Consider the following 20,916-nt stretch of genomic DNA (forward strand, 5'->3'; position numbering starts at 1 on the left):
TCCTACCTCAGATCCGCAATGGCGATATGGTCCATGTCGGTGAAGCTCTTGTTGTCACCGGCCATCGCCCAGATGAAGCTGTAGTTCTTGGTGCCGGCACCCGAATGGATCGACCAGGGCGGCGAGATGATCGCCTGCTCGCTAGCCACCAACATGTGACGGGTCTGCTGCGGCTCGCCCATGAAATGGAACACGCGCTGATCGGCTTCGAGATCGAAATAGAGATAGGCTTCCATCCGCCGGTCATGGGTATGCGACGGCATGGTGTTCCAGACGCTGCCCGCATCGATCATCGTGAAGCCCATGGTCAGCTGGCAGGATTGGCAGACTTCAGGATGGATGAACTGGTAGATCGAACGCTTGTTGGCGGTCGCAGCTTCCCCCGGCGTCAGATGACGCGCCTTGTCGCGGGTCAGGAGAACGGTCGGATGGGTCTGGTGCGCCGGCGTCGAGACCAGGTAGAACTTGGCCGGGTCTGCCGCATCGGCGCTTTCGAAGCTGACGTCTTTGGCGCCCTTGCCGACATACAGGCAATCATATTTGGCGAGATCGTAGCGCTTGCCGTCAACGGTGACGCTTCCCGCGCCACCGACATTGAGGGCGCCAAGCTCACGCTCGGCGAGGAACGTCTCCTGACCGATTTCCTTCGGCGCACCAAGGACCAGCGCAGCAGCAAGCGGCGTGGCGCCACCGATCACCATGCGATCGTAATGCGAGTAGGTCAACCTGATGTCTCCGCCTTCGAAGACGGTCTCGATCAGGAAATGGCGGCGCAGCGTATCGGTGTCGTAACCACGGACGGTTTCCGGATGCGAAGCATGGCGGACGTCGATCTTCATTGAATTTTTCCCTTCTGATCAGCGGATGCCAAGGGAGATTTCGCATCCTCGATGAAATAGTTCGGATCCCAGATTTCGGCCTTCTCGACTTCGCCGAGCAGCTTGCCGAGATGGAAGCCCATTGCCGAGGCAGCACCCGCCTTGTCGCCTGCCTTCATGCAGTCGATGACGGTGGAGTGCTCTTCGATGACACGGGCGAGACGCCCTTCCTGCGGCAGGGTCAGCAGGCGGTAGCGGTCGGAATGGACCTTGACCTGCTGGATGATCGCCCAGATGCCGAGAAAGCCGGCAATATCGCTGATCAGCTTGTGAAAATCATTGTCGACCACATGGAAGGCAGCGACATCGTCRTCGCGGACGCAGGCGCTGAGATCGGCGAGATTGCGTTCAAGCGCGCGCAGACCGGCGGGCGTCATCTTCTCGACGGCGATCGAGACGGTGGTGTCTTCAAGCGCCTTGCGCACAAGGATCGCCTCGTAGAGCGCATGGCGCGGAATGCGGGACACGAAGGTTCCGGACTGCGGAAAGACATCGACCAGACCATCGTCCGACAGACGCAGCATCGCTTCGCGGATCGGCGTGCGGCTGACGCCGAACTGCGCTTCCAGCTCCTTCTCGTTCAGGAGATCCATCGGCTTGCGGCGGAGCGAGATGATGTCGTCGCGCAGCGCGTTATAGACCAGCGTCGCGGCACGTGGCGCGGCGGCTCGCTGATGCGAGAGATGGGTAACGCCGGCGAGCGAGCGCTTCTTGCGGGTCTCGCTCATCGCGTCCCGGCCCCCGTTTCAATCGTGATGCACTGACCTGTTGTCCTCACCCGTCGCCACCTCCCGTTGGCTTGGAAGAAGTAGTATATTAGTATCCAACTTGGCGCAAGCGGGTAAAGGCAAGGACTTTTCCACAATGAAAAAGCCGCGGAGATCGCTCTCCGCGGCTTACTTTTGCTATTATTTTTCAGGTACTTAATTTTCTGAAAGCCTGAAGCGGGCAATGAGGTCGCCCTCGCACCACATCGGAAAATTCGTGCCCCACTTGTTGTTGTGGAGATTGAACCGGATGCCGCCGGAGAAATCCGGACGCGCCTTGCAGAAGGTCATGAAGTCCCAGCTTGCGGGTGCTGCGAGCGGCGTATCCAGCGGCTCGATCTGCAGCGCACTGGTGCGCGCGGCGCTGACGACCTGCAGCTGCGCCCCGCCGCTTTCGGCGATCGCGCCCGACTTGTGCCAGAGCCCCATCTTGCGGAAACTCCACGCCGCATCCCCGGCAGGCGTGACGAAGAAGAAGCTCGCCTCCGGCATGCGATTGGCAGGTTTGGCATGCAGCGTCAGCTGAATGGAAAGCGCATCGCCTTCATCCAGGAACCGCAGCGAAACATGCTTTGGCGCCCCATATGACGACGATGCGCGCTCGGGCAGCGACAGCAGCATCATGTTGCCGGCGGCCGCCTCGAGAACCGGTGGAAACACTTGAGACAGCGCCGCGCCGGATTGGGCGAGGCCAAGCTTGTCATGATCGAGCACCGCCCATTCCTGGCGGTGCGTCAGATAGGTGTCCATATGCCTGCCGACATCGGCGGCATCGTAGCTTTCGTAACGATAGCCAAGAAGCGCGCCGCCGCGGCCCGAGATCGTCGTTCCCGCCGGCGTTGCGATCGAGGCAATGTCGCCGCTTTGACCGTCGAGCGTCACCGTCCAGCCGCCTGCCGTCAACTCTGTCTGCTTGGCCGACAGCACGGGCAAGGCGGGCGCCCCAAGCGTAGCAACAGCTTGGGCCGCCGCCGCGGCGTCATCGGGCTCCAGCATCGAAATGGCCTTGTCGAGATAATCGCGCTGCTCCTGCCAGGACTGTTCGGCATAGGCGAAGCGGTAATCGGTCTTGCGCGCCGCCTCGAAATTCAGGCGCGACCAGGCCTTTTCTTCTCGGAGATAGGATTTGATATCGACGCCGCATGTATGTTCGGCGACCATCGCCAGCTCACGGCCAAAAGCCAGACGGCTGCGGTTCAACCCCTCGCCCGCGAAGCGGTCATAGAGCCGCTGCAGCGCCAGGAAGCCGGCGGTCTTCTGCGGGTCGGTGGCGCTGCCATGGATCCAGCTGTCGCCGAGCTCGACGTCGAGAACCGGAAAGCGCTCGCGGGCTTCCCAGAGCAGCGCGCCGTAATCTTCCAGCGTCGCCGCGCGGATCACCGCATCCGGCTCACGGTTGCGGATCTCGCGCAGCGCTTCCGCCGTCTGCGGCACGCTTTGCGGGCCGATATTGTCGTTGGTATGAGCAAAGCTCAGCCCATCCGAGAAGCCTTCAGGGAAATAGGTCTCGCCATAGGAACGCTGATACATGACCACGACTTCGGCGCCATCGGGTGCCCGCCAGCGAAAAACATCCGGCACGTCGGGCGGTGGCGAGGCGGTGTTGACGCCGAGATGCAGGAAGCGGATCCCGGCTTCGGCGAGCAGCGGCACCATGCCGAGCGTATGGCCGGGCACATCGGTCATCTTCGCTGCAATCGTCGTCTTGCCGAAGCGGCGGTCGAGCTCCTGAGAATAGGACAGACCAGCGCGGAAAAGATCCGGCGACATCAGCTCCGTATGCGTCGTGAACGGCAGGCCGTGCCAGCGGATCAGCCCGCGCTCGATCGCCTGCTCAAGGGCTGCGACTTCCGCAGACGAGCGCGAATTCAGATGATCCCAGATCAGCCAGGCACCCGTCGTCCAGATGAACTTCGGCTCATGGGGGTTCTCTGCATGGAAATGCGCCCCGGTTTCAATCGCCTGCGGAATGAACCGCTCGTGATACTGGCGGCGAACCTTTTCCGCGTGATCCGTGAAACCGATATCCAGATGGGTCTTGAAGACCAGATGCACGCGCTTTTCTGACATGTCCATTCCGCTCGCTGGCCTCGGCAACCGCACCGGCCGCTTCGACATCTACGAGACAATGTAAACGTGTTCAAGACGACTTTTGTCACAGGTTGCAAAGCTGAGAGGTCGCCGGATCGCGCCTCTGCCCGTTACAGACGTGAAATCAGAGCTTTATACGGTAGAATCAGCTTTGCGCGGAGAAGCTCCAGCCGGTGAAAATCAGTGTAATCGTATGCACAGATCGGCTCAACGCTATCATCCGCCGCGGATCGAGCCCCGCCACACAAGCTCCGCATGCAGCCTGATTGACCGCCCCTGTCCGTCGTCCTCCGCGCTTCCGGGCTCCGCCAGAAAAGCGACGGCTTCACGCGCGATGGCTTCGACGGGCTGGGCGAAGGTGGTGAGATCGTAGGATGACCAGGAGGTCTGCTCGATATCATCGAAGCCGGCGACGCAGAGCTGATCGGGGACCGACATCATGAACTGATGGCGGGCCGCGTCCATGACACCGCAGGCAAGCAGGTCGTTGGCGCAGAAGATCGCGTCGGGCCTTTCCCTGCGGGTCAGCAGCCGCTGGGCGACGACCTTGCCCGCCTCGTAGCCGGTGGGACCGAAGCGCTCGACGGCGACCTCCATACCGAGTGCTGCGGCAGCGGCAACGAAGCCGTGCTCGCGGGCCATCAGGCTGGGCGTCCCGACTTCCGAATTAGCGAAAGCCAAGCGCCGGCAGCCGGCGCGCACGAAGGCGGTGAGGATGCGGCTTGCCGCTTCCTTGTCGTCGAGATTGATCCTGAACGGGCCCGGCTGCGCGTCGTCGCGGTTGATCAGCACCAGTCGCTGGCCGTTCTTCAGGCAGAGCTGGGTGATCGACTTGTCGGGCTGGCCGGACAGGATGATCGAGGCATCGGCGCGGTAGCGGATCGCCTGCCGCAACGCCCGGTCGACACTGCCGTCGGAGCGGTCGGTATTGATCAGCATGGCGATCTTGCCGGAGTTCTGCAGATATTGCGTCACCGCCCTGATCAGCGACGAGCGATAAGGCGTGCCCATCTCCGAAACGATCAGGCAGACGATGCCGCTCTCGTTGCGCATCAGCCCGCGGGCGAGATGATTGACGTGATAGCCGAGCGCCTCGGCCGCCTCCATGACCCGCTTGCGTGTCTCGGGCGCGACGCTGGCCCCTGGCGTAAACGTGCGCGACACAGCCGAACGGGAAACCCCCGCTTTTTCCGCGACTTCCTGCGCGCTGACAAAGACCTTCGTGACCAACTGAATCTCCCCTTGCACGCGACTGTGCACGATATTGCAATTGCGTGCAATATCCCTGCGAATGGATTTATGACAGTTTTGTGACAAAAACTGTTGACAGGCTTTCCTGGGTCATGCAGCATTTGCACACGCTTGCAAAGGCGATCGGCGTGGAGGCGCCGCCACATCCAGGAGGAAAGAATGCGTTCAGCTAAACTTGCCGCGGCAGCGCTTGCCGCGAGTGTGACTTTTGCTGCCTTTTCGGCTCATGCCGCTGGCAATCTCAATGTGATCTGCTCTGCAGACCAGGAGGTCTGCGACCTCATGAAGGGGCTGTTCGAGAAGCAGTCCGACATCAAGGTCAACATGGTGCGCCTCTCGGCCGGCGAGACCTATGCGAAGATCCGCGCCGAGGCCCGCAACCCGAAGACCGACATCTGGTGGGCCGGCACCGGCGACCCGCATCTGCAGGCAGCCGCCGAAAACCTGACGCTGGAATACAAGTCGCCGCTTTTCGACCAGCTGCAGGATTGGGCCAAGAAGCAGGCCGAAAGCGCCAAGTACCGCACGGTCGGCGTTTATGCCGGTGCGCTCGGCTGGGGTTACAATACCGACATCCTGAAGCAGAAGAACCTCAAGGAACCGAAGTGCTGGGCCGATCTGCTGGACCCATCCTACAAGGGTGAAATCCAGATCGCCAACCCGAATTCCTCGGGCACGTCCTACAACACGCTGGCAACGCTGGTGCAGATCATGGGCGAGGACAAGGCCTTCGACTATCTGACGAAGCTGAATGCCAACGTTTCGCAATATACCAAGTCCGGTTCGGCACCGGTGAAGGCCGCCGCCCGCGGCGAGTCGACCATCGGCATCGTCTTCATGCATGACGCGGTTGCGCAGACCGTCGAAGGCTTCCCGATCAAGGCGGTCGCGCCTTGCGAAGGCACGGGCTACGAAATCGGCTCGATGTCGATCGTCAAGGGCGCCAAGAACCTCGAGAATGCCAAGAAATGGTATGACTGGGCACTCAGCGCCGAGGCGCAGTCGCACATGAAGGACGCCAAGTCCTTCCAGCTGCCGTCCAACAAGTCGGCCGAAATTCCGAAGGAAGCGCCGAAGTTCGAAGACATCAAGCTCATCGACTACGACTTCGCCAAATACGGCAATCCCGATGTCCGCAAGGCGCTGCTTTCCCGCTGGGACAAGGAAATCGGCGCCAAGGCGAACTGATTTTAAGTGATCTCGATGGCCGGCTGCCGATGGCTGCCGGCCGCCAAGCATAATGCCGTGCTCAAGCGGGAGCGAACCATGAAGAACCACAATCGCAGACTGGATATCGCTCTCGTCTTCGCCATTGCCGCCCTGATACTGCTCCCGTGGTATCGGATCGAAGGCGGCTTCTTCGGCCTTGGGTGGCTGTCTGATTTTCTGGGCGATCCCTCCACGGCGCCCGGCATCCTGCAGATCACCACCTATGGCCGATGGTGGCTCGCGATCGCCGTCTTCCTCGTAATGCTAGGCGGCATCGCGCGCTTCCTTCCCGATCCGAAGCAGCGCGCTACGCTACTGGCCTGGGCCGGTGGCCTGGGCGTGCTGTTCCTGACGATCGAGGGATTGGCGATCAATCTCTCCGGCTGGAGCTGGACATTCGCCGAAACCCTCTTCGGCGCGCTCCCTGACGGCCAGCCGTCGATGGGTGCGGGCGCAGTAGTGACCGGCCTTGTCTTCGTGTTCTTCTTTGCCTTCGGCCTTGCCGAACGCGGTGTGATGAAAGGCGATGGCTTCGTGGTCGGCGCTATCGCCATGCTGGTGTTCCTCGTCGCCATCTTCGTCTTCTATCCCGTCGGCAGCATGTTCGTCGGCGCCTTTCAGGATTTCGACGGCTCTTTCAATCCCACCGGCTTTCTCACCAATATCCAGGATTCATCGGTCTGGAGCCTCGGCTGCGTTGTTGGCGGCGAGCGCTGCGGCGTTGCCTGGCGCACGCTCTGGTTGGCGATCATGACGGCGGCCGGATCGACGACCCTCGGCCTCTGCTTCGCGCTGGTCGCCACCCGCACCCGCTTTCCCTACAAGAAGGGTCTGCGGCTGCTGACCATCCTGCCGATCATCACGCCGCCCTTCGTCGTCGGCCTGGCGCTCACCCTGCTCTTCGGCCGTTCCGGTGTCGCCACACAGCTTGTATCTTCCCTGCTTGGCGTCGAGCCCGGCCGCTGGCTCTATGGCCTGACCGGCATCTGGATCGCCCAGGTTTTGTCCTTCACGCCGATTTCCTTCCTGGTGCTGATCGGGGTCGTCGAAGGCGTCAGCCCGTCGATGGAAGAGGCGTCGCAAACGCTGCGCGCCGACCGCTGGCGCACCTTCTGGCGCGTCTCGCTGCCACTCATGAAGCCCGGCCTCGCCAACGCCTTCCTCATCGGCTTCATCGAAAGCATGGCCGATTTCGGCAACCCGATGGTGCTCGGCGGCAGCCATGGCGTGCTGTCGACGGAAATCTTCTTTGCCGTCGTCGGCTCACAGAACGATCCGGCCCGCGCTGCCGTGCTCGCCATGATCCTGCTCGTTTTCACCATGTCGGCCTTCATCGCCCAGCGTTTCTGGCTGCAGGGCAAGAGCTATGCGACCGTCACCGGCAAGGGCGATTCCGGCCAGCACATCGCCCTGCCGCGCGGCGTCTCGATTGCCGTTCATTCCCTCGTCATCCCATGGGCGATCTTCACCATCGTCGTCTACGCGATGATCCTGTTCGGCGGTTTCGTGCGCACCTGGGGCCTCGACAATACGCTGACATTCGAACACTACATCCGCGCCTTCTCGATCGGGTTCCGTGATGACGGCGGCCTGGCGTGGACGGGGGTCGCCTGGAATTCGTTCTGGACGACAATGGAGATCGCCCTGATCTCCGCCCCGCTCACGGCTGCTGTCGGCCTGCTGACCGCCTATATCATCGTCCGCCAGAAGTTCGTCGGCCGCAACGTATTCGAATTCGCGCTGATGCTGAGCTTCGCGATCCCCGGCACGGTCATCGGCATCAGCTACATTATGGCCTTCAACCTGCCGCCGCTGGAAATGACGGGGACGGCGCTGATCCTCGTTGCCTGCTTCGTCTTCCGTAACATGCCGGTCGGCGTGCGCGGCGGCGTGGCGGCCATGAGCCAGCTCGACAAGAGCCTCGACGAGGCATCGCTGACGCTGCGCGCCAACAGCTTCCGGACGATCCGCAAAGTCATCCTGCCGCTGCTGCGCCCGGCGATCACCGCAGCCCTCGTCTATTCCTTCGTGCGTGCCATCACCTCGATCAGCGCCGTGATCTTCCTGGTCAGCGCCGAATACAACATGTCCACCGCCTATATCGTCGGCCTTGTCGAGAATGGCGAATACGGCGTCGCCATCGCCTATTCCTCGGCCCTTATCGTCGTCATGGTCACGGTCATCGCAGGCTTCCAGTTCCTCGTCGGCGAGCGCCGCCTGCGCCGCGAAAACCGCGTCGCCATGGCGGCACCGGCGGCTATAGCATCCGCACCTCTCGGTCAGGAGAAAACCGCATGAGCAGCAACAAACCCGGTTCCGTCGTCTTCGAGAACGTGCGCAAGACCTTCGGCGCCTTCACCGCGATCCCCGATCTGTCTATAACCATCGAACCCGGCACGCTGGTGACGTTGCTCGGCCCGTCGGGCTGCGGCAAGACGACGACGCTGCGCATGCTCGCCGGTCTCGAACATCCGAGCGCCGGCCGCATCCTGATCGGCGGCAAGGACGTGACGATGCTGCCGGCCAACGAGCGCGACGTGTCGATGGTCTTCCAGTCTTACGCGCTTTTCCCGCACATGACCTCGCTCGATAACGTTGCCTACGGCCTGGAATCTTCGGGCATCAAGCGCAAGGAAGCGCGTGAGCGCGCCGAGGAGGGCCTGAAGCTCGTCGGTCTCGGCGGCATGGGCCAGCGGCTTCCGGCCGAACTCTCCGGCGGCCAGCAGCAGCGTGTCGCGGTTGCCCGGGCATTGGTGCTGGAGCCGCAGGTGCTGCTGCTCGACGAGCCGCTCTCGAACCTCGACGCCCGGCTTCGGCGCCGCGTCCGCACCGAAATCCGCGAGCTGCAGCAACGGCTCGGTTTCACCGCCGTCTATGTCACCCACGATCAGGACGAGGCGCTTGCCGTCTCCGACCAGATCATCGTCATGAAGGATGGCGAAGTTGCGCAGAAGGGCGCGCCGCGCGACCTTTACGATCAGCCGGTTTCGGCCTTCATCGCCGACTTCATGGGCGAGGCCAATGTGGTGCCCTGCGATGTCATCGGCATCGATGGCGATCACGCGACGATCAATGTCCAAGGCCTCACCCATCGCATAACGGGCCGCAACATGCGACCCGGCCCGGCGCAGCTGGCGGTCCGCCCGAACGCCATCACGCTGGCGCCGAAGAACGGCGGCGCCTTCAGCGGCAAGATCACCCATGCCGCCTATCTCGGCGATCATGTGGAGTACGAAGTCAAAACCAGCAACGGCACGCTCTTCGTCGTCGATCCCGCAGTGGAAAGGGCTTTTGCGCCTTTGACAGAGGTGGAGATCGGCTTCAAGGATCGCGGCATTGCCATCATCGGCGGCTGAGCGCCGCATTTCATCAAGGGAAGATTTTCATGACGTCGCATGTCGTACCTGGGCTCGAAGCGCGCCTTGCGCTGGCTGAAGCCGTTGCCCGTGAAGCCGGAGCGGTGGCGCTCGACTATTTCAAGCGCCGCGAAACGCTGGTCATCGAAACCAAGCGCGATCCGCAGGACGTGGTTTCGATCGCCGACCGCGAGGTCGAAAACCTGATCCGCAAGCGCTTCAACGAAGCCTACCCCACCGATGGCGTTCTCGGCGAGGAATACGGCCTGGAGACCGGCACATCGGGCTTCACCTGGGTGGTCGATCCGATCGACGGCACCAGCCCCTTCGTCAACGGCATGCCGAACTGGTGCGTCTCGATCGGGCTCCTGCACGATGGCATCCCGGTTGTTGGTGTCATCTCGGCGCCCTGTCACGACGAGCTCTATGCGGCGGCTCTCGGCATGGGCGCCACGCTAAACGGTAAGAAGCTGTCGCTCGACCCGTCGCGCACCATCCGCAACGCCGTCACCGGCATCGGCGCCAACAACCATGTGACGCCGGCCTTCGTCGGCAAGATGGTGGAAAGCCTGCTGGAAGCCGGCGGCAATTTTATCCGCAACGGCTCCGGCGCGCTGATGCTCGCCTATGTCGCGGCCGGCCGCCTGGTCGGCTATTACGAACCCTACATGCATGCTTGGGATTGCATGGCGGGCTATTGCCTCGTCAAGGAAGCTGGCGGCTGGTACCACCCCTTCCCGACCGAAGGCGAGCGCCTGACCAAGGGATCGCCGGTTTTGGCCACCGCTCCCGGCGCCACCGACGACCTGCGCAAGATCGCGGGTATCTAAGGGATTTTCGCATCTTCGACCTGCCCAATCCGGCGTCATCGGCGCCGGATTTTTTGTGCATGGCGAAGATCGCAGCCTAATTTTTGTGCGCTGCAAAAATTGCACAAAAAACCGCTTGACGAGGTGGACCAATATGGTTTTGGATTGAACCAATAAGAAATTGGTTCGGACCATTCGCATGGATGAGACCACGGGGAACTCCAATTACGCACTCGACAAGCTGCGTGCGCTGCTGCGCTCGGACAGCCTCGATGCCGATGGCAAGCTGCCGACGGAGCGGGCACTTTCGGAGATGCTCGACGTCAGCCGCCGGGCCATCCGCCGCGCGCTCGAAGTTCTCGAAGCCGAGGGATTGATCTGGCGCCGCCAGGGATCCGGCACCTTTGCCGGAAGGCGCCCCGACGGCTGGAGCGAGCATGTGGATTCGATCGTCGCCGGCACCGACCTGATGGAAATCATGGAAGTGCGCCTGCGCATCGAGCCGCAGCTCGCTCAGCTTGCCGCCATCCGCGCCAAGAAGCACGACGTCGAGCGCATGTATGAGCTGGTCAAGAAGATCTACGAAAGCACCGATGCCGACGGCCGCGAACTGTGGGACGGGGCGCTGCACCGCCATATCGCCCAATCTGCCGGCAACCAGTTCTTCCTGACGATCTTCGACGTCATCAACCGTGTGCGCCAGGACGAAGCCTGGCAGACGATCCGCGAACGCGCCCGCGCCGCCAGCAAGACGCGCACCGTGACCTACGGACAGCATACCGCAATCGTCGATGCCATCGCTGCCCGCGATCCGGCGAGAGCCGGCGAAGCAATGCGCCAGCATCTGCTGACGCTGCAGGAGAGCCTGGTCCGCATGACCTCGCTCGACCACCAGATACCGGAGACCAAAGAAGAGCTCACCTGAAGAGCCACCGGCAATGAAGCAAATAAAAAAGAACCAGAGGAGAGTGAAATGAAGACCGCCAGTTTCGTGACGACCCTTCTAGCCGGGGCAATTGTTGCCCTTCCATCCTTTGCCGCCGAGCTTAAGATCGGCCTGCAGGACGATGCCGACGTGCTCGATCCCGCGCAGTCGCGCACCTTTGTCGGCCGCATCGTCTATACCGCGATGTGCGACAAGCTCGTCGACGTGACCCCCGACCTGAAAATCGTGCCGCAGCTCGCGACCGAATGGAAATGGTCCGACGACGGCAAGACCCTGACCATGAAGCTGCGCGAAGGCGTCAAGTTCCACGACGAAACGCCGATGAACGCGGCGGCCGTCGTCGCCACCATCGAGCGCAACATGACGCTGCCGGAATCGCGCCGCAAGAGCGAACTGACCTCGGTTGAGAAGGTCGAGGCCTCGGGCGAATACGAGGTGAAGTTCACGCTGAAGAGCCCCGACGTGACGCTGCTCGCCCAGCTTTCCGACCGCGCCGGCATGATCGTTTCGCCGAAGGCTGCCAAGGAACTGGGTGCCAATTTCGGCAATCACCCGGTCTGCGCCGGTCCCTTCAAGTTCGTCGAGCGTGTCCAGCAGGACCGCATCGTGCTCGAGAAGTTCAAGGATTACTGGAACAAGGACAATATCTTCGTCGACAAGGTCACCTACCTGCCGATCCCGGATACCACGGTGCGCCTCGCCAACCTGCGCTCCGGCGATCTCGACATGATCGAGCGCCTGGCGCCGACCGATGCCGCTTCGGTGAAGGAAGATACGACCCTCACCTATGCCGATGCGATCGGCACCGGCTACATGGCGCTCTACGCCAATGTCGGCAACGGCGCCCGCGCCGACAATCCGTTCGGCAAGGACAAGCGCCTGCGCCAGGCCTTCTCGCTGGCGCTCGACCGCGATGCGCTGAACCAGATCGTCTATGAAGGCACCTCGGTTGCCGGCAACCAGTCGTTCCCGCCGAACAGCCCATGGTTCGACAAGGACATCCCGGTTCCCGCCCGCGATCTCGACAAGGCCAAGGCGCTGATCAAGGAAGCCGGTTTCGACCGCGTGCCGATCGAGCTGCAGGTGCAGAACAACCCGGTCGCCTCGCAGATGATGCAGGTCGTCCAGTCGATGGTTGCCGAGGCCGGCTTCGACGTCACCATCCGCTCGACGGAATTCGCAACGCTGCTATCGGAGCAGACGGCGGGCAACTACCAGCTCAGCCGCTCGGACTGGTCGGGTCGTATCGATCCTGATGGCAACATCCACCAGTTCATCACCTGCAAGGGCGGCATCAACGATACCAAGTATTGCAACGCCGAGGTCGACAAGCTGCTGAACGAGGCCCGTGCGTCCACCGACGACGCAGTCCGCAAGCAGAAGTATGACGCCGCGGCCGTGATCCTCAACGACGACATGCCGATCATCTATCTCGGCCATAACTCGTGGATCTGGGCGATGCACAAGAACGTCACCGGCTTCGTCGCCTCGCCTGACGGCATGATCCGCCTGACCGGCGTCAAGAAGGAAGGCTGAACCAGCCATCGCGGCGGCGGGTAATGCCCGCCGCCTCTCCCCGCTCGCTCAGGATCGCTCATGTATACCTACATCGCCAAGCGGCTTCTCGTCGCCATTCCGACGCTGCTGATCATATCGGTCTTCGTCTTCTCGCTGCAGAAGCTGCTGCCGGGTGATCCCATCCTCGCCATGGCCGGCGAAGAGCGGGATCCGCAGGTCATCGAATATCTGCGCGAAAAATACCGGCTGAACGATCCGGTGCCCTACCAGTATGTTTCCTGGCTAGGCTCGGTGCTGCAGGGCGATCTCGGCATCTCGCTCAGAACCAATCAGCCAGTTCTGGAACTGGTGGCCGAGAAGCTGCCGGTCACCATTCAGCTCGCCATCATGTCGATGATCTTCGCCTTCGTGATCGGCGTTCCCATGGGCATCCTGGCGGCGGTGAAGAAGAACACCGCGTTCGATTACATCGCCAACCTGATCGCGCTTTCCGGCCTTTCGATCCCGAATTTCTGGCTCGGCATCATGCTGATCCTGCTCGTCTCGGTGAAACTCGGCTGGCTGCCCGCCTCCGGATACGAACCCTTCTTCAATGATCCGATCCGCTCGATCCAGACGATGCTGATGCCCTCCTTCGTGCTCGGCAACGCGTTGGCCGCGACGCTGATGCGGCATACGCGCTCGGCGATGCTGAGCGTGCTCAGCGCCGACTATATCCGCACCGCCCGCGCCAAGGGCCTCTCTGAGCGCTCTGTCGTGCTGGAACACAGCTTCCGCAACGCCGTGCTGCCGATCGTGACCCTGAGCGCCCTGCTCTTCGGCGAGCTTCTGGCGGGCGCGGTTCTGACCGAGCAGATCTTCACCATTCCGGGCTTCGGCAAACTGATCGTCGATGCCGTCTTCAACCGCGACTATGCGGTCGTCCAGGGCGTCGTGCTCTGCACCGCGATCGGCTTCATTATGATGAATCTCATCGCCGATATCCTCTATGTCCTTCTCAATCCGCGCATGAGGGCCTCGCTATGACCGCCATCGATCAGGTCGCTGTCACCACGGAACAGCGCGTGCCGAGCCGCGCCTGGCGCAAGCTGAAGGCCAACAAGGGCGCGCTTGCCGGTCTCTGCATCATCGCCTTCTTCGCGATCCTGGCGATTGCGGCACCTCTGCTGCCCATTCCCGATCCGAACGGCACCAGCTGGTCGGCGATCCGCAAGGCGCCATCGGCTGCCCACTGGCTCGGCACCGACGATCTCGGCCGCGACATTCTTTCGCGGATGATCTGGGGGGCACAGGCCTCGCTGATGGCCGGCGTCTTCTCGGTGGCGATCGCTGTCATCGTCGGCGTGCCCTTCGGCCTGATGGCTGGCTATTTCGGCGGCTGGGTTGATCAGATCATCTCGCGCATCACCGAAGCCTTCCTTGCCATGCCGTTCCTGATCACCGCGATTGCGCTTGCCGCCTTCCTCGGCCCGAGCCTCACCAACGCGATGATCGCCATCGGCCTTTCGGCCATGCCGATCTTCATCCGCCTCACCCGCGGCCAGGTTCTGGCCGTCAAGACGGAGGAATATGTCGAGGGCGCCCGCTCCATCGGCCTCAGGCATTTCAGGATCATCACCCGCTACATCCTGCCGAATGTCGCCGCCCCCATTCTCGTGCAGGCGACGCTGACGATCGCAACCGCGATCATTGCCGAGGCCAGCCTCTCCTTCCTCGGCCTCGGCCAGCAGCCGCCCGCCGCCAGCTGGGGCTCGATGCTGAACGTTGCCAAGAACTTCCTCTCCCAAGCCCCATGGATGGCGATGTGGCCGGGGGCGGCGATCTTCCTCGTCGTCATCGGCTTCAATCTCCTCGGCGACGGCCTGCGCGATGCGCTCGATCCGCGCGAAGCATGATTTCCTGAAAGGACATTCGAAATGACCGCATTCACGACCCGTCCCGAAATTCTCGGCACGTTCGGCGTCGTCACTTCCACCCACTGGATCGCCTCGGCGGTCGGCATGAGCATTCTCGAAAAGGGCGGCAACGCCTTCGATGCGGCTGTCGCCACAGGCTTCGTGCTGCAGATCGTCGAGCCGCATCTCTGCGGCCCGGGCGGCGACATGCCTGCGGTGCTCTATTCGAAGAAAAAGGACAAGGTCGAGGTCATCTGCGCGCAGGGCCCGGCACCGGCTGGCGCGACGATCGAGCACTACACATCCGAAGGCTTGAAGCTGATCCCCGGCGACGGTCTGCTTTCGACCGTCATTCCCGGCAGCTTCGACGGCTGGATGCTGATGCTGCGCGACTACGGCACGATGAGCGTTCGCGACGTGCTGGAACCGGCGATCTATTACGCTGAAAACGGCCATCCGATGCTGCCGCGCGTCGCCGCGACCATTGCAGGCCTCGCCTCCTTCTTCGAGAAGGAATGGCCGACATCCTACGAGACCTGGCTGCCCGGTGGCGCCGCACCCGAGCCGCTCTCCAACTTCAAGAACCCGGTTCTCGCCGGGACCTGGAAGCGGATCATCGCAGAGGCAGAAGCCAAGCGTGGCCGCGAGGAACAGGTCGAGGCTGCGCGCGATGCCTTCTACCGCGGCTTCATCGCCGAGGCGATCGAGCGCTATGCCGGTTCGACCGAGGTGATGGATGCGAGCGGCATCAAGCACAAGGGCGTCATCACCGCCGATGACATGGCCAACTGGTCCGCAACGATCGAAGCGCCGCAGACCTACGACTATCACGGCTGGACGGTCGCCAAGATCGGCCCCTGGGGACAAGGGCCGGTGTTCCTGCAGACGCTGGCGCTGCTCAAGGGCATCGATATCGCCTCTATGGATCCCGCCGGTGCCGATTTCGTCCATACCGTCACCGAGGCGATGAAGCTCGCCTTCGCCGACCGCGAAATCTATTACGGCGATCCCAATTTTTCGAAGATTCCGATCGAGCATCTGCTGTCGGACGCCTATAGCGACGAGCGCCGCAAGCTCATCAAGCCAGAGGCATCGCTGGAGCTGCAGCCGGGTATCGTGCCGGGCTTCGAAGACCAGTATGCGCTGACGATGGACATGCTCGGCGTTACCTCCAAGACCGGCGCGGTCTATGAGCCGACCATGGCGCATCTCTCCGAAAAGCGCGGCGACACCGTCCATATCGACGTCATCGACCGCGAGGGTAACATGGTGTCGATCACCCCTTCGGGCGGCTGGCTGCAGTCTTCGCCGACGGTGCCGGGCCTTGGCTTCTGCCTCAATTCCCGCGCCCAAATGTTCTGGCTGAAGCCCGGCCTGCCGACCTCGCTTGCGCCAGGCAAGCGGCCGCGCACGACGCTGACGCCGTCGATCGCGCTTCATGAAGGACGCCCGACCTTGTCCTTCGGCACGCCCGGCGGCGACCAGCAGGAGCAGTGGCAGCTTTCCTTCTTCCTGCGCTATGTCCATCACAAGATGAACCTGCAGGCGGCGATCGATCAGCCGCTGTTCCACACCTCGCATTTCCCGGGCTCCTTCTACCCCCGCACCCGCGAGCCGGGCAGCCTGATGGCAGAAGCGAATTTCGGCGAGGACGTGCTCGAGGCCCTGCGCAAGAAGGGTCACAAGCTGACGGTTGCCGATCCATGGACCGTCGGCCGCCTGACCGCCGCACGCCGCGATGCCGATGGGCTGCTGCGGGCCGCGGCGACGCCGCGCCTGATGCAGGCCTATGCGGTGGGGAGATAAACCGTGACCTATTCCATCGTCGTCCGCGACCCCAGCACCGGCCATCTCGGCATCGCCGTCGCCAGCCGCTTCTTCGCCGTTGGCGGCATCGTCCCGCATGTTCGAGGCGGGATCGGTGCGGTGGCGACGCAGGCTTTCGTCAATCCGCTGAACGGCGTCGATGGACTGGCGATGATTGGCGCCGGACAAGCTCCGGAGGCAATTGTTGCCGAGCTGGCTGCGCGCGACGATGGCCGTGATCAGCGGCAGTTCCATATGATCGACGCGACCGGCCGCAATGCCGCCTTCACCGGCGAGAAATGCATCGACTGGGCGGGCCATCTGATAGCTGACAACGTTTCCGTCGCCGGCAACATGCTTGCCGGTCCCGAGGTGATCGCGGCAACGCTCGCGGCCTATCAGAAGACCGCAGGCAGGCCGCTGGCCGAACGGCTGCTGGAGGCCATGCAGGCCGGTGAAGATGCCGGTGGCGACAAACGCGGCAAGCAATCGGCCGCCCTCGTCATCTACCGCGACCAGGATTACACCTGGCTCAATATCCGCGCCGACGATCATACCGATCCGCTGGAGGAATTGCGGCGGCTCTATGCGGTCGCAAGCGAGCGCTACCTCTATGTCGCCGAGACGATGGCGACGCGCCAGAACCCGAGCGGCATGATCGACCGGCGCGAGATCGACGCGAAAATTGCCGCCGTCGAAGCCACCCGCACCGCCGAAGGGCGGCCCTCCGCCTCCTTTGCCACGCCGCTCAAGACCTGAGACCGAACCATGAAGCAGGAAAAAGACATGGGTGAAGCTGCAAATCCGGTGCTTTCGGTCAAGAACCTGACCACCTCGTTTCTGGTCGATGGCGCTTGGAAGCCCGTCGTCCGCGATGTCTCTTTCGATGTCATGCCCGGCGAGACCGTGGCGATCGTCGGTGAATCCGGCTCGGGCAAGAGCGTCACCTCGCTGTCGATCATGCGGCTGCTCGCCAAGAAGCAGAGCCGCGTCGAGGGCAGCATCCTGCTGAACGGCAAGGACATTCTGGCGCTGTCCGACAAGGAGATGCGAAAGGTCCGCGGCAACGACGCTGCGATAATCTTCCAGGAGCCGATGACCTCGCTGAACCCGATCTTCACGATCGGCCGCCAGATCTCAGAGGCGCTGACCTGCCATGGGGAGATGACCAAATCCGAAGCCCGCGCCGAGACGATCCGGCTGCTCGAAAAGGTCCGCATTCCGAATGCATCCTCCCGCTTCGACGAATATCCGCACCAGTTTTCCGGCGGCATGCGCCAGCGCGTGATGATCGCTATGGCGCTCGCATCCCGACCAAAGCTCTTGATCGCGGACGAGCCGACGACGGCGCTCGATGTCACGATCCAGGGCCAGATCCTCGACCTGATCAAGCTGCTGCAGGAAGAGGAAGGCATGTCCGTTCTCTTCATCACCCACGACATGGGCGTGGTCGCCGAAATCTCCGACCGCACCATCGTCATGTATCGTGGCGAGGCGGTCGAGGCCGGGCCGACCGACGATATCTTCCACCGCGGCAAACACCCCTATACCCGCGCGCTGCTCTCGGCCGTTCCACGGCTGGGCTCGATGACCGGCCACCAGTGGCCGCTGCGCTTTCCTGTTGTCGACACCACCACCGGCGAGCGTACTGAGCCAGTTGCTGTCGCCGATACCGTCGATCGCGGCAAGACGCCGATCCTCGAGGTCAAGAACCTGACGACGCGCTTCGCAATCCGTGGCGGCGTTTTCGGCACGCGCACCGGCGCGATCCATGCGGTCGAGGATGTCTCCTTCGACCTTTTCCAGGGTGAGACGCTGTCGCTGGTCGGCGAATCCGGCTGCGGAAAATCGACGACCGGCCGATCGATCACCCGGCTGATCGAGCCGAATGCCGGCACGGTCAATCTCGACGGCTACGACGTGACAGGTCTGGATTCATCGCGCCTCCGGCACATGCGCCGCAGCATCCAGATGATCTTCCAGGACCCCTTCGCCAGCCTCAACCCGCGTATGACCATCGGCGCCACCATCAGCGAGCCGATCGTCGCCCATGATCTCGGAACGCGGGCGCAGGCACGTGAAAAGGCGGCCGATTTGCTGGAGCGTGTCGGGTTGAAACCCGACATGATGGAGCGCTATCCGCACGAATTTTCTGGTGGCCAGCGCCAGCGTATCTGCATCGCCCGCGCACTGGCGCTCGATCCGAAGGTCATCGTCGCCGACGAGAGCGTCTCGGCCCTCGACGTCTCGATCAAGGCGCAGGTCTGTAATCTGCTGATGGACCTGCAGCAGAGCCTCAAGCTGGCTTTCCTGTTCATCTCGCACGACATGGCCGTCGTCGAGCGCGTTAGCCATCGCGTCGCGGTGATGTATCTCGGCGAGATCGTCGAGATCGGCCCGCGCGAGGCGGTGTTCGGCAATCCGCAGCACCCCTATACCAAGAAGCTGATTGCCGCCGTTCCGGTTCCCGATCCGTCGCGCCGCGGCATCAAGCGCGGGCTCTCCACGGACGAACTGAAAAGCCCGGTACGCCCGCTCGGCTACGTGCCGCCAAAGCGCTGCTACAAGAGTCTCGGCAACGGCCATATGGTCCAAGTCGAGGCCTGAGACATACACTCCCAGAAGCGATGCGGGCGGCTCTCGATCCGAATATTAATTCCCTGTAATTCTTACCGTTTTGCAATGAAACGGTAATGAACATTTAATTTGTAAATGAACCCTGAGCGGCGCATATCAGTATCAAGCGCTAGTTCTTCACGAACACCAGTAATCGCTAAGTAAAGCGGCGGTTTTTAATTCGAAGAATTTGTGCATTTCGCCCGACGCCCGCGTTCCCCGGAACATCGACGCCGCTTAGCAACCATTTGCAAGGGACCATTCGCCATGCCCAATATCCTTCTCAAGCACCGCACTGCAGCGCTTCTCGGCGCCGCCCTGATTGCCGGCACTGCGGCGCTGCCTTTCACCATCAATGCCGCCTCCGCGGTTGCCGCGCCTGCCGAAGTCAGCGGCACCTTTGCCCCCGGCGGCTCGTTCGCGCCGATCGTCGACGCCGACAAGCCGGCCGTCGTTACAGTGACCACGACGATGAAGGCCACCGATGCCAGCGACCAACAGTCGCCGATGGATGAGCAGTTCCGCCAGTTCTTCGAGCAGCAGGGCATCCCCATGCCACGCCAGGCACCGCAGCATGACAGCGGCCAGCATGCGATGGCACTCGGTTCCGGCTTCATCATCAGCCCCGATGGTGTGATCGTCACCAACAACCACGTCATCGACAACGCCATCGACATCAAGGTGACGCTGGATGACGGTACCGAACTGCCCGCCAAGCTCGTCGGCACCGATCCGAAGTCGGATATCGCCGTCCTGAAGATCCAGGCTCCCAAACCGCTGGCGACCGTTGCCTGGGGTGATTCCGACAAGCTGAAACTCGGCGACCAGATTCTCGCCATCGGCAACCCGTTCGGCATCGGCACCACGGTGACCGCAGGTATCGTCTCGGCCCGTGGCCGCGACCTGCATAGTGGCCCGTATGACGACTTCATCCAGATCGACGCGCCGATCAACCACGGCAATTCCGGCGGCCCGCTTGTCGATCGTGACGGCCATGTCGTCGGCATCAACACCGCGATCTACTCGCCGAACGGCGGCAGCGTCGGCGTCGGCTTCGCCATCCCGTCCGCTGAAGCCCGCACCATCGTCGCCAAGCTGCAGAAGAACGGCTCGATCGACCACGGCTATCTCGGCGTGCAGATCCAGGCCGTCACCAAGGATGTCGCCGATGCCGTTGGCCTGACCGATGCCCAGGGCGCTCTCGTCGCTGCCGTATCGGATGATACCCCTGCCGCTCATGCAGGTATCAAGACAGGCGATATCGTCACCGCCGTCGGCGGCGAAGCCGTCAAGACGCCGAAGGACCTGTCCCGCCTCGTTGCCGACATGTCGCCCGGCGCCAAGCAGACGCTCACCGTCTGGCGCGACGGCAAGAGCGCCGAACTCAACGTCACCATCGGTGGCAATGACGACGGACAGAAGCAGGCCGCTGCCGATGAAGGCGATGGCAAGGTTCAGACCGGCCCAAGCATCGGCGTCGGCCTCGCCGACCTGACGCCGGACACCCGTCAGGAACTGAACCTGCCGCGCGGCGTCACCGGTGCCGTCGTCGCCAGCGTAAACCCCGACAAGACGGCCGCTGCAGCCGGTATCCAGACAGGCGACGTGATCGTCTCGGTCAACGACAAGCCGGTGCATGGCGCGAGCGATGCCAAGACCGCTGTCGCCGAAGCTGCCAAGTCTGGCCGCAAGTCGGTGCTGCTGCTTGTCGAACGCGGCGGCAACAAAACCTTCGTGGCCGTGCCCTTCTCCGCCGCTTAGGGCCCCTAAACGG

Annotated in this window: 16 protein-coding genes; 12 read left to right on the forward strand and 4 right to left on the reverse strand. The window is 62.6% G+C overall.

The window, feature by feature from the left end; all coding sequences use genetic code 11:
- Positions 1-2: 2 nt before the first annotated feature.
- The 4 genes from kduI to AC1DNK_RS17635 form a co-directional block, all read right to left on the reverse strand.
- Complete coding sequence (gene kduI / locus AC1DNK_RS17620; protein ID WP_477942451.1) at positions 3-839, reverse strand: 5-dehydro-4-deoxy-D-glucuronate isomerase; 837 nt, start codon at positions 837-839, stop codon at positions 3-5.
- Positions 836-1,606 (reverse strand): GntR family transcriptional regulator, encoded by a 771-nt coding sequence (locus AC1DNK_RS17625; RefSeq protein WP_477942453.1) that lies wholly within the window; start codon positions 1,604-1,606, stop codon positions 836-838. Before AC1DNK_RS17625 ends, kduI begins: the two co-directional genes overlap by 4 nt.
- Positions 1,607-1,801: 195 nt before the next feature.
- Positions 1,802-3,715: a DUF5054 domain-containing protein gene (locus AC1DNK_RS17630; RefSeq protein WP_477942455.1), complete on the reverse strand. Its 1,914-nt coding sequence runs from the start codon at positions 3,713-3,715 to the stop codon at positions 1,802-1,804.
- Positions 3,716-3,952: 237 nt separating this feature from the next.
- On the reverse strand, positions 3,953-4,966 hold the full coding sequence (locus tag AC1DNK_RS17635) for a LacI family DNA-binding transcriptional regulator (RefSeq protein ID WP_477942456.1): 1,014 nt from the start codon (positions 4,964-4,966) through the stop codon (positions 3,953-3,955).
- A 180-nt stretch (positions 4,967-5,146) separates the two neighbouring features.
- On the opposite strand from AC1DNK_RS17635, the gene AC1DNK_RS17640 reads away from it, so the two are divergent.
- From AC1DNK_RS17640 to AC1DNK_RS17695, 12 genes are all read left to right on the forward strand, one after another.
- Entirely contained in the window at positions 5,147-6,175 is a 1,029-nt protein-coding gene (locus tag AC1DNK_RS17640; protein WP_477942458.1) for an ABC transporter substrate-binding protein, read from the forward strand.
- 78 nt (positions 6,176-6,253) lie between these two features.
- Positions 6,254-8,494 carry an ABC transporter permease gene (locus AC1DNK_RS17645; protein WP_477942459.1) on the forward strand — a complete coding sequence of 747 codons (2,241 nt, stop codon included), beginning with the start codon at positions 6,254-6,256 and terminating at the stop codon, positions 8,492-8,494.
- The gene (locus AC1DNK_RS17650) at positions 8,491-9,552 is read left to right on the forward strand and encodes an ABC transporter ATP-binding protein (protein ID WP_477942461.1); all 1,062 of its coding nucleotides are present in this window, start codon (positions 8,491-8,493) and stop codon (positions 9,550-9,552) included. Before AC1DNK_RS17645 ends, AC1DNK_RS17650 begins: the two co-directional genes overlap by 4 nt.
- A 29-nt stretch (positions 9,553-9,581) precedes the next feature.
- Positions 9,582-10,382 (forward strand): inositol monophosphatase family protein, encoded by an 801-nt coding sequence (locus AC1DNK_RS17655; RefSeq protein WP_112598027.1) that lies wholly within the window; start codon positions 9,582-9,584, stop codon positions 10,380-10,382.
- A gap of 172 nt (positions 10,383-10,554) precedes the next feature.
- Positions 10,555-11,286: a FadR/GntR family transcriptional regulator gene (locus tag AC1DNK_RS17660; protein ID WP_112538782.1), complete on the forward strand. Its 732-nt coding sequence runs from the start codon at positions 10,555-10,557 to the stop codon at positions 11,284-11,286.
- A gap of 48 nt (positions 11,287-11,334) precedes the next feature.
- Entirely contained in the window at positions 11,335-12,843 is a 1,509-nt protein-coding gene (locus AC1DNK_RS17665) for an ABC transporter substrate-binding protein (protein WP_112598029.1), read from the forward strand.
- A 60-nt stretch (positions 12,844-12,903) separates the two neighbouring features.
- Positions 12,904-13,851 (forward strand): ABC transporter permease, encoded by a 948-nt coding sequence (locus AC1DNK_RS17670; RefSeq protein ID WP_477942464.1) that lies wholly within the window; start codon positions 12,904-12,906, stop codon positions 13,849-13,851.
- Entirely contained in the window at positions 13,848-14,720 is an 873-nt protein-coding gene (locus AC1DNK_RS17675) for an ABC transporter permease (RefSeq protein ID WP_112538753.1), read from the forward strand. The genes AC1DNK_RS17670 and AC1DNK_RS17675 overlap by 4 nt, the downstream gene beginning before the upstream one ends.
- A gap of 21 nt (positions 14,721-14,741) precedes the next feature.
- Positions 14,742-16,526: a gamma-glutamyltransferase family protein gene (locus AC1DNK_RS17680; RefSeq protein WP_477942466.1), complete on the forward strand. Its 1,785-nt coding sequence runs from the start codon at positions 14,742-14,744 to the stop codon at positions 16,524-16,526.
- A gap of 3 nt (positions 16,527-16,529) precedes the next feature.
- A complete protein-coding gene (locus tag AC1DNK_RS17685; protein ID WP_477942468.1) occupies positions 16,530-17,285 on the forward strand; it encodes a DUF1028 domain-containing protein in 756 nt (251 codons plus the stop codon).
- Between the two features lie 27 nt (positions 17,286-17,312).
- On the forward strand, positions 17,313-19,133 hold the full coding sequence (locus AC1DNK_RS17690; RefSeq protein WP_477942469.1) for an ABC transporter ATP-binding protein: 1,821 nt from the start codon (positions 17,313-17,315) through the stop codon (positions 19,131-19,133).
- Positions 19,134-19,409: 276 nt separating this feature from the next.
- Positions 19,410-20,903, forward strand: coding sequence for a DegQ family serine endoprotease (locus AC1DNK_RS17695; protein ID WP_477942471.1), 1,494 nt, complete (start codon positions 19,410-19,412; stop codon positions 20,901-20,903).
- Positions 20,904-20,916 lie beyond the last annotated feature (13 nt).

This window comes from Rhizobium sp. 01N424, from assembly GCF_056399485.1.

Excerpts from the sequence above, each read along its gene's own strand:
- kduI (WP_477942451.1), bottom strand. The coding sequence starts at position 839 with ATGAAGATCGACGTCCGCCATGCTTCGCATCCGGAAACCGTCCGTGGT.
- AC1DNK_RS17630 (WP_477942455.1), bottom strand. The coding sequence starts at position 3,715 with ATGTCAGAAAAGCGCGTGCATCTGGTCTTCAAGACCCATCTGGATATC.
- AC1DNK_RS17640 (WP_477942458.1), top strand. The coding sequence starts at position 5,147 with ATGCGTTCAGCTAAACTTGCCGCGGCAGCGCTTGCCGCGAGTGTGACT.
- AC1DNK_RS17645 (WP_477942459.1), top strand. The coding sequence starts at position 6,254 with ATGAAGAACCACAATCGCAGACTGGATATCGCTCTCGTCTTCGCCATT.
- AC1DNK_RS17650 (WP_477942461.1), top strand. The coding sequence starts at position 8,491 with ATGAGCAGCAACAAACCCGGTTCCGTCGTCTTCGAGAACGTGCGCAAG.
- AC1DNK_RS17655 (WP_112598027.1), top strand. The coding sequence starts at position 9,582 with ATGACGTCGCATGTCGTACCTGGGCTCGAAGCGCGCCTTGCGCTGGCT.
- AC1DNK_RS17665 (WP_112598029.1), top strand. The coding sequence starts at position 11,335 with ATGAAGACCGCCAGTTTCGTGACGACCCTTCTAGCCGGGGCAATTGTT.
- AC1DNK_RS17670 (WP_477942464.1), top strand. The coding sequence starts at position 12,904 with ATGTATACCTACATCGCCAAGCGGCTTCTCGTCGCCATTCCGACGCTG.
- AC1DNK_RS17675 (WP_112538753.1), top strand. The coding sequence starts at position 13,848 with ATGACCGCCATCGATCAGGTCGCTGTCACCACGGAACAGCGCGTGCCG.
- AC1DNK_RS17680 (WP_477942466.1), top strand. The coding sequence starts at position 14,742 with ATGACCGCATTCACGACCCGTCCCGAAATTCTCGGCACGTTCGGCGTC.
- AC1DNK_RS17690 (WP_477942469.1), top strand. The coding sequence starts at position 17,313 with ATGGGTGAAGCTGCAAATCCGGTGCTTTCGGTCAAGAACCTGACCACC.
- AC1DNK_RS17695 (WP_477942471.1), top strand. The coding sequence starts at position 19,410 with ATGCCCAATATCCTTCTCAAGCACCGCACTGCAGCGCTTCTCGGCGCC.